The sequence below is a fragment of the Chitinolyticbacter meiyuanensis genome, assembly GCF_008033135.1.
Classification (GTDB): Bacteria; Pseudomonadota; Gammaproteobacteria; order Burkholderiales; family Chitinibacteraceae; genus Chitinolyticbacter; species Chitinolyticbacter meiyuanensis.
In genome coordinates this window covers 3,304,851-3,319,282 of sequence record NZ_CP041335.1, presented here as the reverse complement: position 1 = coordinate 3,319,282, position 14,432 = coordinate 3,304,851, and the positions used below count along the sequence as shown (strand labels likewise).

Sequence of the window (14,432 nt, the reverse complement as noted above, 5' to 3'; positions counted from 1 at the left end):
GCTAGTCCTCCAATGGCATGCGGTACACGCCCTGCAGGCGCGCATCAGGATGGAAATCGATTCGCGCCTTGGTCACCCGCAGCACGTGCGGGCGGCCATCGGCGTGCATCATCAGATCGGGGCCGAGCAGCAACGCCACGTGCTGCGTGCGCTCTGGCGTACGCTCACCGGGCCAGCGGTAATGCAGCAAGTCGCCGGGCCGTGCCTGCGCCAGATCGATCTGGCCCATGGTCTGGCGCAGTAGCTCACTGGCCAGCGCGTTGCCTTGTTCCATCCGGCGATAGTTCGCCACGTCCTCGGCGGACACGCCTGTCGCAGTACACACAGCGACCACCAGCCCGAGGCAATCCACGCCGGCGCGCACGCGGCCCTGGTGGTGGAAAGGCATCCCTTCCCAAGTCAGCAGTTCGGCCAGGAAATCGGCGCGCGTTGTCACAGCGCCCCCCTGGTGATCTGGTCGACCCCCGGCACATCCTCGAAGCCCTGGAAGTTGATCTTGTTGGCAAACACATCGCGGCAGGTTGCGGCGCGGCCATCGCAGCCGCGCGTGATGCGATAGCTGTCGCCGGCTAGCGGCTGCACCGACAGGGCCAGCGTCAGCACCAGCACGCCACCAACCCAAGAAAACACACTGCCGCGGAACCCGGATGCCGGACCACTGAGCAGCTCGAACATGCCGTAATCGAAGTAGCCATCGGCCTGTGCTTGCGGCAGCACGAACGTCTTGCGATCGCTCGATACAGACGTGATCACGCCAGTGAACGTGTACGGCGCCAGATCGACCCCGCACCACGGGCTGCCCAACTCGACGTCGCAATCCGGGCCCAAGCGGCGCCCCGCCTGCTGCTGCAACACCTGCATCAGCCCGCGCAGCTCCGCGGTAAACATCCCGCCATCTAGCCGCACTTCGCCCAGCGTGCCAGCCTTGAGCACTGCTGCAGAGTTACTCGGGCTTGTCCAGACGAACACCCCGCACTGCACCGCAGCGAAATCCCACAGGCCATTGATCAATTCGGCATCGAGGAACACCTCGCCATCGATCAGCGTCTGTACTTCCAGGTTGTCGACGGCCAGGCCAGTACGGCTCTGGATGCTGCTTGGGGTGGCACCCGTGCCGGCGCGGCACAGCACATCGAGCACCGTCACATCCCGATCGTGATCCGTGAAGCCGTAGACCGTGCCGTCGCGGCGGGTGACGATCCAAAAATAGGCGATGCACTTCGTCGGGCTGTTCAGCTCTAGCTGCAGCCTCGCCGGGAAATCGGTGCGCATCAGGTGAAATCCTTGATCTCGATAATCGGCAGCGAATTGATGCTGTAGATGCCCGCATCCGTGAATGTGCCGCTGAAGTGGTCGGTGTCGAAACGCACTGGCTTGTCGAAATCGCCAGTCCACGACCAGTTTTCATCCGCGATGGGGTACGTCACCACAGTGCCGAAGGTGCCAGTTAGCCCAGTTGAATCAGCTGGAATCGTGAAGGTGCTTGCGCCAGTGACGGTGATCGCCCACGGCTTGTCGTTCAAAAGCCCCGCCATCTGCAGCGTGAATCCTGCAAAGCTGATCACTTTGCCGGTGGTGTATCCATGCGGGGTCGGGGTCTGGATCGTGGTTACGGCACCCTTGGTAATGCTGGCAATACCTAACGTGGTCAGCGGCGCGAAGGTGACTAACCCGGTGGCGTAGTCTGCCGTCCATCCCCCTTGCGTCACTCCGGCCTTTTTCAGCTGAAGCGTCCCATTGACTGGTTTTCGGATGGGATAGAGCTCGGCGCTGCCGGCTGTGCTCGCGTACCGCTTGCCAAGTTGGGCGGTTTTCCCACCGTCTGGCCCAAGAGCTAACGCTGGCGATAGAAGGACACCGTTCCCGTCGTCTTGCCAATCCATCCAGTCTTTGAACCGGAAGCCTTCCAGCCGGCCACCGCGCGCCTTGAAAAAGTCTCGCAGCCCGTAGAAAGCTGCTTTGCCCTGTACGTAGTCAATGTCCCACTCGCCCCGGCCATTTGCCCATACGCCTTTGCGCTGTTCGGCACCGCTGTTCACGCTGACAATGTCGGTTTTGAACGTAGAGCCCCCGGTGAAGCCGTAGTTGACGTAATCGGGCAGCCGTTCCTCAGCGAACGCCATCGCGTGCTCCAGAAATGAAGAACCCCGCCGAGCGGGGTCTAGTTGTTGCGGGCCATGGACTTGGAAATGGCGTTCCCGACATCCGTACCGAACTGGGTGCGCGTCCCGCGATCCTTTGCGGCACTTTCCGGGACATTGACGTTGATGTTGAACGTCTTGCCGCCGCCAGACATGGCGTCTGCAGTTTCACGGCGCCCTGTGACCGATGCCGGGCCACGAACCATCTCCGGCCCACGCTCGCCAACGATGCCCCATCGGCCAGCCGGGATGCTGCCGCCCGTATCGAAAAAGCCCGAGAAGAGCCCGAGGATGCCAGTAGCAGCCGAAGCCCAGCCGGATGCCGAGTTTGTTGGGCCGCCCAGCCCGTACTGACCGTAGCTACCACCATAAGCGGCTGCACCGGTCGCCCCGGATGACCCAGCACCGGAAAAGATGCCCAGAATCGACCCCAGGGCCCCATCAGCGCCCGTACCGGACTTGCCCAGGATCTTGTCCTGCAACGGCTGGATGATCGATGCCCGCACTATCAGGCGCAAAATGTCTGATTCGATGGAATCGACAAGATCCTTCCACGACGTTTTTTGCCCAGTCGCGAAATCGGTCAGGGCATCCTCCATTCCCTGGAAAACGCCTTTGTAGACACCGGCCAAGTCGTTCAACTTGTCCGCATGCTCGTCCGTTGCTTGGTTGGCTCGATCCAGCAGCTCCAACGTTTCCTGGTAGCCAGCTTGTTCGCGCAAGTGCGCCACGCGCAGCACGTCGTATGCATCGGCCGTGCCGAAGATCGCCATCTGCTTGTCGATCTGCGCCTGGATCAGATCAGCTTCGTTTCTGAGGATTTCCGATTGCGATTTGCCGTAGTTCTCCACCGACCCACGCAGCCGATCAGTTTCAGCTGTCATCTGATCGATCGCCCTTGAGCGTTCGCCCATCATCTGGTCGTAGGCTCGGGCATTTTCTTCTATCTGCTGTTTGTCCCGTTCAACCGCCTCGCGCTCAAGAATGAACGCTCTGGCCGAGCTGGCAATCTTCTCGCCCATAGCAGAGGTAGCGCTAACCCCGGCCTTTTTGAGGAGAATGTAGACCTCTTGCTCCATCGCGCTGCGTTTCAACTGTTCGCGCTCGAACTCCAAGTCTTTCAGTGTTTCTGCCGCGGAGTCACGCTTCACGCCACCACCGCCGCCGCCAGTCCTAGCTTTTAAGTTTCCCTTTAGATCTATCTGCCCTACTGCTCCGTCGAATGGGCCAAATGGATTTTTATTCGTATCCCGCGTTGCCTGTACAGCCTGAACGCGATCGAAGAGCGTGGGGCCTTGCCGCCCAAAAATGGCATCACGCGCCCTTTTGTTTGCTCGCTCAGCAAGGCGGTCGGCATCTTTCATCGCGCTCTTGGCGCCATCTAGATCACCTTTTGCCAATCTCACTCCAGCACGGCTAACCTCAATCAGTTGCCCAAACGAAAGGGCAGCTGAGGCAAATCCATCAATCAGTACGTTTGCTATGTCAGCGGTAGCAGCGAACGCAAGAGCCACATCGTCCGCCCAGCGCTTGACATCATTTTTTGTCAAATCATCCGCATCGTCATCGGCAATAGAAACTGCTTTCGCCAAGTCGTCGAACACCCCCGCGAGCGCAGTTATCACTTCCGATAAGGTCCCACTTACCTCCGAGCCCTCGTTCATAGTGCCAATCAGCACCATAAACGAATTGTCGAGCTGAGTTAATGCGTCCCCAACTGTTACTGGAAGGTCTGCAAAGTCCTCTTCAATGGCGGACGCCGCGCCGCTTAAAGCATTCACGATGACATCAGCAGTTAGTTTGCCTTGTGCTCCAAGTTCTTTAAGCTTCCCGACCGGAACTCCGAGCGAATCGGCAAGCTTCTGCATTAAGTAAGGAGCCTGTTCAAGCAGGGATCGCAATTCGTCGCCCTGCAAGGCACCGGAGGCCAGCGCCTGGCCAAACTGGAGCATGGCGGACTCAGACTCTTGCGCATTAGCTCCTGATACCTTTATCGCCTTTCCAAGCAATTCAGTTATCTCAAGCGTATTCGACTGAGTGCCACCCATTTGCAGGATTGCTTGATTTAGCCTGTTGAAAACAGTTGCTGTCTCTTCAATGCCAGTTCTACTTCGCTGCGCTATAGACAGGATATTATTAAACGCCTGCCCACCTTTTTCCATATCTCCAGCAGCGATCGAAACCCTGGTTTGCAGCAACTGAAATGCATCAGCCATTTTAATTATTGAAGCTGCAGATTGCAGGGTGACATATGCAGCTGCGGCAGCGCCAACACGTCGGAACGCCTTTTCCACACCTCCAGTGGCCTTCTCGGTCTTTGCCGCGGTGCGGTTGAACTCCTCTAGCTCACGTTCCGCCGCAGAAACGCTATTTGCCTGCACGTTGATGGCGAGTGTTGCGATTTCCGTAGCCATGGGAGCCCCAAATGAAAAAACCCGCCAAATGGCGGGTTGTGCTTGAAACTAAATTGACCTCAATTGAATATCAAGGCGCGTTATGATCTTTCTGATCGACGAAGGCCCAGATGAATGCTGCGATCCATCCAATGCCACTCCATCCCATTAACAAATTTAGAACGCATATGCCAGCGCGCTGTTTTGTGCGCCGGGCAACCGCAATTATGCTCGGCAAAAAATATAGCGGGAGCGTTACGGCCAGTACGACAATAACGATAACCCAATGCCACAGTGAAAATGAGCCCAAGATACCCCCCGTCTCGTCGATCAAGTGATCCCAGCATCAGCCAAAATCATTGAGATCGGCGTGAAGATGCGTGGGAACACAGCAACATAGCACAGCAGGGTCCAGGTACTCACTCCTCCTTACTAAACCACCACGCAGTTTGCTCGCGGATTTCAGTGAACTCTACCCGCCCGCAATGAGCACGAGCATAGTCGAGTACGTCGGAAAGGCTTGTTTTGGTTAGCTTGGCCCGTCGGTAGTAAACCGCTACTCGCTCCGCTGCGCCGATGTCAAACGACGTTCTGCCAGCCATCATCGCGTACATGATGTGCAGAAAAGCCTGTCTGTGCCTGCCCTCCATTCGCAGGACATTTGCCATATGCACGTCCACGCTAGCGTCCAGCGCTAGCAGTTCGTGGGCAGAGAATTTTTCGCGAATTGCGTGCTGAAGGTAAAGCTGCTTCTGGGTAATCAAGTTACCCCATGCCTCGTCGTAATGCTTGTCACGCCACGCTATCCGTGCCTTCGTGTGCGCCTCAGCGGCTCTCCCCAGGTAATCGTCGATTGTAACTACGCCAGCAAATTGTGCCTCTTCGTCCGAAGCCTTATCCGCCCACTGATTGTTGAGCAGCGCGGATCTTTCGTACTCTGCTGCGCGACGCCTCCTTCTCTGGCCGTTGAACACCAGCCAGCCCGAAAATACAGTCGCTGCCGCAAGTAGGATGGCGACACCTCTAGCGTGCTCCCCGTCCATTGACATGGAAAGAGCAGCAAGTACTACAACCACAAATACAACTGCTACCGCCCAAACATTACTGGAACGAGCCCCCGACATGAACGCCCCCACACCTTCGCCCCGAATTCAGGAACGCTAAACGTAGCATAGAGGCGTAGGGGTTGCTGTCAGCTTCTAGTGAGGCTACTGGCTTCGCTCCGCAACCTTCTTCAGGGTGGGCAGCATCAGCCGTGGCTCTGCCGTGAAATCGTGGAAGAAGCCAGCGTGTCGCGACTGGACCGCATACAGCCCTTTTTCGATTTCCTTGATGCGCTCATCGCACAAAAAGTATTCAAGCCGGCTCACCAGCGCCTGCAGCGCGCCGACTTCATGCGTAGTCAGCACTACCGTTCCTTCGGGCGGCAGCCATTCGCCTTCAAGCGCCACCTTGTGCACGTATTCCACTGCCTGGGGCAACTGCTCAAGCGTCAGCTCGTCGATGTGCGACACCCCGAAGCGCTGGTGCACGATCGCATATGCATCCGGGTACATCAGGTGCCGCTTGCTCACCAGCATGTTGATCGCGTCGCGCAGTGGCGTGCGATCACCGGTGCTGGTGCGGCCGTTCAGGCTGTCGAGCACATCAAGCACCCAGCGGCGGAAGGCCTTGGCCATCGGCGTGCGTGCGAACATCGCGATCAGGTGAGCGCCGCGGAGCGAGAAGATCCGCACCGCAATGTGCTGTAACCCATTGATTTCACCGCTGACCGTCAATTTGACGGTCCGGGACATATCATCCGTGAACTCGTCCCGATTGCGATCGTAGATCTTGCTTACCGCGTCTTCACGGGAGTATCCGAGAGCGCGTGCGATATCAGCAGCCCGCAGCCACGACTGGCCATTCTGGGCTACTACTTCGAAGTTGGTACCTTGGAAGGCGAGGGCATTCATGATCAGCTCCGTTTCGACACGGGTTGACCACTCAACATGAGGTGGCCAGGAGGTTCGAAACCGTGCTGCACGGTGGACTTCTTCCCCTTTCGGGTCTTTTATCCGTCACCCTCCCGGCCAAAGACTGGCTGGGCACACGCAGTTCGTGGACGAACTACGGGCGTAAAAAAACAACGCTTTCGGGCGTTGGGGACCGGCAGCAATCGAGTTTCGACACTCTTATCTACACGGTAGGTCGGAACGGCACTGCGTGTCAAGCGGCGGCAGTCGCAACCACCCATGAAAAAGCCCCGCTAGGCGGGGCTATTCACTTGCACTAACCGGGATCACTGCTCGCTGTTGTTGCCCCGCTTGGCTTTCCCCGCAAAGAAGCCAGTAGCTCCGCCAGCCACGAATCCCAGGCCAAGTTTCAGGATGTCTTTTGCCAGCTCGACCTGACCATGGCTCACGAGCCAACCCATGAAGATGAAAATGACCAACATCCCGCCGATCGCAAACCAATAGCGGTCTCGAACAATCTTTAGGAAGAGGTCTCGATGCTCGCGCCGATCCTGTGCTTGTACATCGAGCGCTTTGTTCGCATACGAAGCATTCTGGTCAAGCTCACGCTGACGCAGAGCCAACTCCTGCTGACGAATCTCGTGCTCAGCGACTTGAGTTGCAACAATAGAACTCAACGCCTCTAACATCTGAGACGCCCTCACCTCCGTAGGAGGTTGTGTCTCGGGCTCTTGTCCTTTTTCGTCGACGGGATCGATCATCTATACCTCAAAGCTTGCAATCGAAAGCCGGGCGGAAGATGGGATAGTTGTACTCAACCTCTACACCTCCAAAACCTGGCCTACCAAGCTTTGGCGCAACGATTCTGGATGACTTGATCGCGCTACGCTCCTTCTCAATCTTGCGAAGAAACTCGTCCGGGCTAAGGACCTCCCGATCGACCACGACAGTATCAATGATTCTTGACATTCGCACCCCCAGCGAAACGCCATAAGGCGGATGGCGACTATAGATAGCCGTTGACAGCTTCGTCAAATTTGCCTCGCTAAAAGGCATCGACACACGCATCAAAGCCTCATGCCACCGCTTCATCCCATCACATCTGCGAGCTGAGAATTTGGTGAGCTCCTGATGCAGCTAGCATGGAATATCGTCCATACATGACTGAAATCTATAGGCCGCTCATCACTTTAGCAAGGCTTCTGATCGGAGAAATGACGCGGTGCCACCGTGTCATTAGCCGACTACTGTTTGTCTAGCCATGCTCGGTCAAGTTCCACCAGAGTGTCCAGTTCCCAGTCGGCTAGCTGTATCCGCTTAAGCCCAGACCAAGCGGCGATTTCCGCGTAGGAGATGCTGTTCGGGCCGAAGCCATTACCCGTGCGCGCGCCGGACAGTTCGACGAACCAGCGCCATAGGTAGGTCAGTTGAATCGGGAATGGCGGCGGGATGAGTCCATCCGGTGTTGTGCCGGTCAACGCTTGCACCGATTCAAGGTGCTGGCGCAGTGTCCGCCCGTCCTTCTGTTTCTTGCCTAGCTCAAACTCTGCCGAAGCCCACTCGATTAGGCTGTCGGCGTTCTCGCCAAAAAACGTGCGTCATCCAGCGCGACCTTCAGGATCTGGCCCTTGATATATGGCGCGACCTGCAGCATTCGAACCACGTTCGCCAGGGTGAATGGCAGGGGCTGCCCACCATCTGTGGCGCCATCCCAGTCCAGCACCAACGTGGCGGTGAACTCATCGTCGGCCCGTTGCTCGATGGTCACGTCGTCGATGTCGCGATCACGCACTGGCCGAAGCTTGGCCATCTTGCGGTCGAATTCCAGCTTGGCTGCGGCGAAACGCTCCGAAGAACGGCCGATCACGGTCAACTTGATGTCGGTCTCTTCGCCGGTCGGCAGGCGAACCGTCATGGGCACGCCGGCTTCCGACTGATCCTTGGTATTCAGGTTGGAAAGATCCATGTGTTCCTCTTAGGCCAGCGTGGTGTCTTGAATGCAGATGGTGGTGTTTTCAGCGGCGCCAGTGCCCGAGTAGAGCAGCGCGGTGAATGGAGCCGTGATGATGATGCCGCCAGTAGGCGCGTCGTTCTTCGAAGCGCCGCCAAGCTTTACCCGCGGCAGTTTGAACACCATCGACTCTCCGCCACCATCGAAGCGGTAGCCGATGCCAATCTCGGTCTCGTTCAGGAATTTGTCGGCCAGGCTGTTATCGACGAAGAACGCCGATAGCTCCCCGCTCACCTGGATTCGCCCAGGCAGGATCGCTGCTGCGGTGTCAGCGCCGATCACTTGCGCCGCCTCCATGTTGCCGGTCAGCGTGAGGGACAAGCCCGTTAGCAGCGTGGCCGGTGCGTTGTCGGTGTAGGCGTAGCCCCCAGCACTCGACAGCGATGCAGTCGTGGTCGCCGCGGCGGGAGAGACAAAGTACGCAGTGGTATCCGTCTCTTTGTTCTTGCCCATCAGGTCGAAATTGATGGTTGCCATGCTGTCCGGAGATAGGGACAACTCGAAGCCGCCCACCTTCACGCCGACATTGCGCTCGGAAACGCTGATGTCCGAGTAAAACTCTTCGATCGTGAATGAATCGTCGGTGTGGCCCGACATCGGCACACTGAGCTTCTTGCCGGGTACGTTCACCGTGACGCTCGCACCAGCGGACTCGTTGACCAGCACTTTGTCCACGGTCAGGTCTGCGGCAGTCACACCAACCACGATCGCGCGGCCGTTGTTTCCAGCCGTGGCAGCGCCAGCGACGTTGATCAGATCGCCCAGCTTGAAGCCATCAGTGATCCACGAGCCCGACGAGCGCGAAATCTTCTTGGTCGCAGCAGCAAAACTCACCGTCGTCAGCGGGCCAGATGTGACACCAGCGGTCCAGCCAGCGCGCAGCGCAGCGGCCAGGAAAAGCTCCCAGGTGCTGCAGGACAGCTCAGCATTCCACGTGCCAGACAGCGTACGCAGCCCGAGCCGGAAGTCATTGACTTGCTGGTGAGCGTTGATTTCCTGCGATTCGACACCAGCCCGAGTCAAATTCACTTCAAGACCGGTGCGGCGACCGTATTTGCCAGTGTTGGTGGCCGGCTTGGTACCCCAAGTCGTTTCCTTGGCAAGAACGACCTTCTTGAAGATGGCGGTTGCGAGAGAGGCCATGGTTTGCTCCGAAATTAGCCGAACACATCGGCCGTGTAGCTGATTGAAACGGGCAGCCGGTAACGGCCGTCTTCGATGATTGCTGGTGCGTTTGCCGGGCTCCGCTCGACGATCAAGCGAACCGGGCCATCGGTGATATCCAGGCCACGGGCGAATGCGGCACGGATGGTTTCTGCGCTGTCTTGCGCAGCCTTCGGACCTTTCCCGCTTTCCGCGTTGATGGTCACTTGCAGCACGCCTCGTTCGCGCCTGTAATCGACGTCGAGTGCGGGATTATCGGGCGCGGCGGGCAGTAAAAAGACCTCCCAAAAGAGGCCTTGTGTGGTGGCGAATGCCTTACCTTCCCATGCAATGGGCGGCGCTCCGGGAATGGCGCTTAGGCGCGTTTCCAGGATCTTGCGAATCATGGGCTGGCTCATCTCGATCTCGATATCCTGCTGACGATGGCTCGGATGGCTGGCTCCATCTCTTCAAACGAGAGCCGCACCATGCCTTGCGGCGACTGCTTCGAGGAGCCGTATTCCAGCTTGAGGATGTAGGGCAGGTTGTTGGTCAACCACACCTGGTTGTCCTGCTTGAAAATGCCGGGCTTGAGCAGGCTCATCACGTCGTTGATGGCTAGCGCGCCCGCCTTATCCTCGCGGGTCGTCGCGCCCTGTGCCATTGTGAAACCGACCTGCCAGTTGCCACGGGCGCGGCCAGTGTCGACAGGCGTTTTGCGAATGGCCGAGCTGAACAGCACAAGGCCGATTTCGCGCGTGGCACGGTCGACCTTGTCCATGGAGCGCTCGCTCCACGCGCTGACCTGCTTTGCGAATCTCATCACCGCCTCACATGCAGCTCATGCAGCACCGCGACGCCGGCCGGGGCGAGCGTTTTGACGTTGAGCACGCGCCACCATTCGCCATCGATCTGCACAGACCATTCCGTCGGCGCCGGGACTGGGCCGGTGGCTTCGATCAGCACCTTGTGGTCACCCGCTTCGATCAGCGTGTTCGGGTTAGTGCCGGTGCCGGAATCCTTGGGCGAGTAGTTCAGGACTACGCCGAGCAGTTGGTAGTCGGTTTGCGTTGTTGGCGCCGAACCGGTGTCCGGGTCGTAATCGCCCGTCACTTCGTGCCGCAGCGTGAGGGTCAATCCAGCATCAAGCAGTGCATTCACCACCGCCTGGTCGCGGATGGCTGCGTAGTCGATGCTCATAGGTCCCACCACTCCACTTTTTGCATGCGCTTCGACATGCCACGTTCGAACAACATGTTGGTGCCGTAGTCATGGCACACGATCTGCCTGCCAATCATCCCGTAGTTGGCCCGCTTGAAGTCAGCGAGGAAAACAGGCATCTCTTTCGGGTAGCTTCTCACCTGCTTCGTTCGCCGCATGATCAGCACCGAGCCACTTGGCGATATCCATTCGCACGGCGCAAACCACTTGGCGTATTCGGTGTGCTCAACCCGCTTCCATGTCTCCCATTCGACGATGTTTTGGAAGCTGCCAGCACCTTCTTCGACCTTGATCACCGAATTGGGAAGCACGTCAGTGCTGAAAGCCATTCGGCCGATGCCTTGGCCAAGCTTTTCTTTGCACATAAGCCAAAACAGCTCTTTGTGCATCAACGCACTGTCGCTCATGCGCGCACCATTTTGAGCTGGCCGGGGCCGCCATCGAGATACGGCACCAGCAGGTTCGTCACGTATGGGTAGCGCTCTGACGTACTGACCACGCCCTCCGCATACTCGGTTTCGATCACGTCCACCTTCTGGCGGATCACCTGCGCTGTGCCCACTGCAGATGCACCGGTCAGGCTGGCCTGCAACGCAAGCTCCATTTGGGCCTGCTTAACTCGGGCTGGCGCTCCGCTCACGTCGTATTTCACGCCGTTGATGAGCCGGGGGAAGGCCAGCGCCTGGTCAAGGTTGTACAGCGAGCCGCCGTAGCTCCAGGAAAACGACAGGTAGGACGCGGCATTGCGCAACCGCTGCTCCTTCACGTCGCTGGTCAGGCTCGCCCATGCCGTGTTGCCACGGCCGCTGTGGTAGATGTCTGCATCGGCGACCGAGACGAACGAATCGGCGTCAATGCGGCCCGTGCCATCTTCGATCACCAGTGCCATGGGTTACACCGCCTGGGCATCGCCCGATTGCTCGGCCGTCTTTGTGGACTTGCGGCCAGGCTTGGCCTTCTCGGCCGGGGCCTCGTCCAGCTTCACGTGGAAGTCTGGATCGAAGTCCTCTTCGTTGATGAGTACGTAATCGCCCTGGTCTTTACCCCAGGGCTGCACCTTCAGCTGTTTCATGGATGGCTCCAGAAAGAAGAAGGGGGCCGAAGCCCCCTGTGTTGGTTAGCCCAGCAACAGGCCAATGTGATCGGGCTTCACCGCCGCGCAACCCCACGCCATCGCGATTTCGTACTGCATCTGGCGGTACTGGGCATACATCGAGATTTCGAAGCTCAGGCCGGTCAGCGGGTCAGTAACGATCATGCGATCAACGGCGGAGTCGCCCTGTTCGGGCAGTGCCGGTGCACGGGTGGCGAGTGCGATGGCAGAACGTGCGAAGAACATGTTGCGCGCGCTGGTCGCGGTCACGGTGATGTTGGTTGCAGCGGCCGGAATGGCTTTTTGCAGACCCGGTGCAGCGATGACGATGGTCCCGCCATTGCTCACGTCAGTATCGCCGGTCACCACCACGTACTTATTGGTGTCGCCGGAGAAGCTGATCACGTCACCCGCCAGGATGGTGCCAGTGCCTGCGGAAGCCAGCGTGATGCTGGTTGCGCCGACGGCATAGCCAGCGTTGTTGGTGGTGGCGGACGCGCCAGTGCCTGCGGTGAAGCTCTTCACCTGTGCCGATTGACGCAGCGCCAGGCCTTGCAGACGGTCAGTGATGCCGTTGCGCAGCATGTCCTCACGGCCGGCTTCGTTCACCTTGAACAGCACCGATTGCTTGCCGCGCAGATTGGCCATTGCGGCGGTGCCCAGCACCAGCTGGAAGTCCAGGCCTTGTGCGCCGTTTTCTTCCAGGATGCGGAGTGCGCCAGCCGAATCGCTGAGGTCAGCGGCGGTGCCGAATGGTGCGGTGCCGGCAGTGCCATAGGCACGCGAGGCCTTGAGGTGCAGGGCTGCGAGGTCGGATTCGATCTCGTTCACCAGCGTGCGCATGCCTTGCTGGATCTGCTGCGACAGGATGGTGTTGTAGCTGGCGCCGTTGTTGTCCAGGCCGCGCTTTTCCTCGCCGTTCCAGCGGATCGGCACGCGACGGGCCTTGGTAATGGTCATCTGCACGTTGCCGATGGTTTGGTCACCATCGTTTGGCGGCGTCACAGCTGGCGTGATATCCGAGGCGGTAGCCGCCGGGGTAACGGGCGACATGACGGTTTGACCGACAGCGGCTCGCTCGTAGGTCATATCTGCAGAAACGGCCGGGATGAAACCGACCAGCTCGCGCGAAACGACATCCAGCGCGTTGTAGAGAGTGGGGATCAGCCCCGTGAGAGTGTTAGCCATGTTTGGCTCCTTTGTGGGATCGATGTTGAGTGTTCAGACTTGTGGGTCATCCGACCCAAGCACCGACCCCCATCCAGGGGCCGGCATGTTGATGGTGTTCAGTCGCTCACAGCGCCACCGGAACGGGCAAAGCTGGCCTGGTCCTGCGGCGACATTGCGTCGTACTGCGAGCGGCTGATGGATTTGGCTCCGGCTTTGCCGTTGCCATGCCCTGCGCCACCACCGTTGGCGCCGGAACTCTTGAGAATGTGGTTTTTGTGCGGGTAGGCATCGACGAGCAGCTCAATTGCTTCTTCTGCCGTTGCCAGCTCACCGTGGCGGGTACGTGAATACAGCTTGTTGCCTTGGGCGTCGTATCCCACAACCTTGCCGTCCTCGACCTTGAGACTGTTGCCGAACAGCGCGCGGGCGATCTCGACGCCAGCTGGGCCTTCAGCAGCGAATTTCTCAGCGATGAACTTGGATTGCGCGAACGCGCCACCGATGAGGTGGCTGTTCAGTTGACCCTTCAGCGTCTCGACTTCCTGGACGATGGGGGCATATTTCTCCTCGACGCTCTTCACCGCCTCGGATACCGCCTTGTCACGGTCGCCGGCAGCAATCAGGTTTTTCTCGTCGAGGTTCTTCAGCGTCGAAAGCGCCTTGAGGGCAGCAGCAGGATCGGCGATGCCGTCATAGCTCTTCAGCTTTGCTTCGGCCGCTTCCGCGCGTTCGCGGTGGCCCTTCGCTTCGCCGTTCAGGCGCCCAATGGTGGCAACCGTGCTGTCCGCATCGAAGGGGGCATCCTTGCCATCAGGGCTGGTGAAAACTGGCAGTTTTTGGCCGTTCACTTCCTGGACCACGATGTGGCCGTCAGCGTCAAACTTGAAAGGCATGTGTACTTCCTCGGGCATCCGCCCCGTGATGAGCCATCCGGCCCGATGCGCCTACGTCCATCCGGAGAGCAGGCATGAAGAAGCCCCGGTGGTTAGCCGGGGCCAGAAAAGCAAAAAGCTCGCACTGGGCGGGCTCTCTAATTGCATTGCAGTCACTTCAATAAGACGCGCTCACCTTTTAGGAAACAGGAGGCGCACAGGTACTGCTTTGTACCTCCAGAAACCTTCCCGTTTTTCAGCAGCGCTCCGATTTTGGTCTCCATGATCTCTCGACCGCCACACCGATGGCACTGCAGCATCGAAGCCGGCTTGGGCATAGCGCGTACGATTTTTCGCACCTCTTCCAGCTGAGTTGCTGGAGGTGGCGTTCCGGCGATCACATGAAACTTTGATTTTTCAGGCATGCGGGGAT

20 protein-coding genes are annotated in these 14,432 nt (G+C 58.7%); all 20 read right to left on the bottom strand.

Features of this window, described 5'->3' with window-relative positions:
* Window position 1: 1 nt before the first annotated feature.
* Window positions 2-436 carry a C40 family peptidase gene (locus FLM21_RS15855; RefSeq protein WP_148716500.1) on the bottom strand — a complete coding sequence of 145 codons (435 nt, stop codon included), beginning with the start codon at window positions 434-436 and terminating at the stop codon, window positions 2-4.
* Window positions 433-1,272, bottom strand: coding sequence for a phage/gene transfer agent baseplate hub protein (locus tag FLM21_RS15850; RefSeq protein WP_148716499.1), 840 nt, complete (start codon window positions 1,270-1,272; stop codon window positions 433-435). The genes FLM21_RS15855 and FLM21_RS15850 overlap by 4 nt, the downstream gene beginning before the upstream one ends.
* Complete coding sequence (locus FLM21_RS15845; protein ID WP_148716498.1) at window positions 1,272-2,123, bottom strand: DUF2460 domain-containing protein; 852 nt, start codon at window positions 2,121-2,123, stop codon at window positions 1,272-1,274. Before FLM21_RS15845 ends, FLM21_RS15850 begins: the two co-directional genes overlap by 1 nt.
* 38 nt (window positions 2,124-2,161) lie before the next feature.
* The gene (locus FLM21_RS15840) at window positions 2,162-4,555 is read right to left on the bottom strand and encodes a tape measure protein (RefSeq protein ID WP_148716497.1); all 2,394 of its coding nucleotides are present in this window, start codon (window positions 4,553-4,555) and stop codon (window positions 2,162-2,164) included.
* A gap of 70 nt (window positions 4,556-4,625) precedes the next feature.
* Window positions 4,626-4,772, bottom strand: a complete 147-nt coding sequence (locus FLM21_RS21725; protein ID WP_373281832.1) for a superinfection immunity protein — start codon at window positions 4,770-4,772, stop codon at window positions 4,626-4,628.
* 181 nt (window positions 4,773-4,953) lie between these two features.
* Window positions 4,954-5,658 carry a hypothetical protein gene (locus FLM21_RS15830; protein ID WP_148716495.1) on the bottom strand — a complete coding sequence of 235 codons (705 nt, stop codon included), beginning with the start codon at window positions 5,656-5,658 and terminating at the stop codon, window positions 4,954-4,956.
* Window positions 5,659-5,742: 84 nt separating this feature from the next.
* The gene (locus tag FLM21_RS15825) at window positions 5,743-6,489 is read right to left on the bottom strand and encodes a BRO-N domain-containing protein (protein WP_148716494.1); all 747 of its coding nucleotides are present in this window, start codon (window positions 6,487-6,489) and stop codon (window positions 5,743-5,745) included.
* A gap of 326 nt (window positions 6,490-6,815) precedes the next feature.
* On the bottom strand, window positions 6,816-7,250 hold the full coding sequence (locus FLM21_RS15820; protein ID WP_148716493.1) for a hypothetical protein: 435 nt from the start codon (window positions 7,248-7,250) through the stop codon (window positions 6,816-6,818).
* A 483-nt stretch (window positions 7,251-7,733) separates the two neighbouring features.
* On the bottom strand, window positions 7,734-7,976 hold the full coding sequence (locus FLM21_RS21745) for a phage tail assembly chaperone (protein WP_444542096.1): 243 nt from the start codon (window positions 7,974-7,976) through the stop codon (window positions 7,734-7,736).
* A 77-nt stretch (window positions 7,977-8,053) separates the two neighbouring features.
* Window positions 8,054-8,455 carry a phage-derived protein YdaY family protein gene (locus FLM21_RS15815; RefSeq protein WP_148716492.1) on the bottom strand — a complete coding sequence of 134 codons (402 nt, stop codon included), beginning with the start codon at window positions 8,453-8,455 and terminating at the stop codon, window positions 8,054-8,056.
* A gap of 9 nt (window positions 8,456-8,464) precedes the next feature.
* The gene (locus tag FLM21_RS15810; RefSeq protein ID WP_148716491.1) at window positions 8,465-9,643 is read right to left on the bottom strand and encodes a phage tail tube protein; all 1,179 of its coding nucleotides are present in this window, start codon (window positions 9,641-9,643) and stop codon (window positions 8,465-8,467) included.
* 14 nt (window positions 9,644-9,657) lie between these two features.
* Window positions 9,658-10,050, bottom strand: coding sequence for a phage tail terminator-like protein (locus FLM21_RS15805; RefSeq protein WP_187359933.1), 393 nt, complete (start codon window positions 10,048-10,050; stop codon window positions 9,658-9,660).
* A gap of 8 nt (window positions 10,051-10,058) precedes the next feature.
* Entirely contained in the window at window positions 10,059-10,466 is a 408-nt protein-coding gene (locus FLM21_RS15800; RefSeq protein WP_148716489.1) for an HK97 gp10 family phage protein, read from the bottom strand.
* The gene (locus FLM21_RS15795) at window positions 10,466-10,843 is read right to left on the bottom strand and encodes a hypothetical protein (protein ID WP_148716488.1); all 378 of its coding nucleotides are present in this window, start codon (window positions 10,841-10,843) and stop codon (window positions 10,466-10,468) included. Before FLM21_RS15795 ends, FLM21_RS15800 begins: the two co-directional genes overlap by 1 nt.
* Window positions 10,840-11,271, bottom strand: coding sequence for a hypothetical protein (locus tag FLM21_RS15790; RefSeq protein WP_148716487.1), 432 nt, complete (start codon window positions 11,269-11,271; stop codon window positions 10,840-10,842). Before FLM21_RS15790 ends, FLM21_RS15795 begins: the two co-directional genes overlap by 4 nt.
* On the bottom strand, window positions 11,268-11,753 hold the full coding sequence (locus tag FLM21_RS15785) for a DnaT-like ssDNA-binding protein (RefSeq protein WP_148716486.1): 486 nt from the start codon (window positions 11,751-11,753) through the stop codon (window positions 11,268-11,270). Before FLM21_RS15785 ends, FLM21_RS15790 begins: the two co-directional genes overlap by 4 nt.
* A gap of 3 nt (window positions 11,754-11,756) precedes the next feature.
* A complete protein-coding gene (locus tag FLM21_RS15780; RefSeq protein ID WP_148716485.1) occupies window positions 11,757-11,936 on the bottom strand; it encodes a hypothetical protein in 180 nt (59 codons plus the stop codon).
* A 45-nt stretch (window positions 11,937-11,981) separates the two neighbouring features.
* Window positions 11,982-13,145 carry a major capsid protein gene (locus tag FLM21_RS15775; protein WP_148716484.1) on the bottom strand — a complete coding sequence of 388 codons (1,164 nt, stop codon included), beginning with the start codon at window positions 13,143-13,145 and terminating at the stop codon, window positions 11,982-11,984.
* A 98-nt stretch (window positions 13,146-13,243) separates the two neighbouring features.
* Window positions 13,244-14,020, bottom strand: a complete 777-nt coding sequence (locus FLM21_RS15770; RefSeq protein WP_148716483.1) for a DUF6651 domain-containing protein — start codon at window positions 14,018-14,020, stop codon at window positions 13,244-13,246.
* 152 nt (window positions 14,021-14,172) lie between these two features.
* Window positions 14,173-14,424, bottom strand: a complete 252-nt coding sequence (locus FLM21_RS15765; RefSeq protein ID WP_148716482.1) for a hypothetical protein — start codon at window positions 14,422-14,424, stop codon at window positions 14,173-14,175.
* Between the last annotated feature and the right edge of the window lie 8 nt (window positions 14,425-14,432).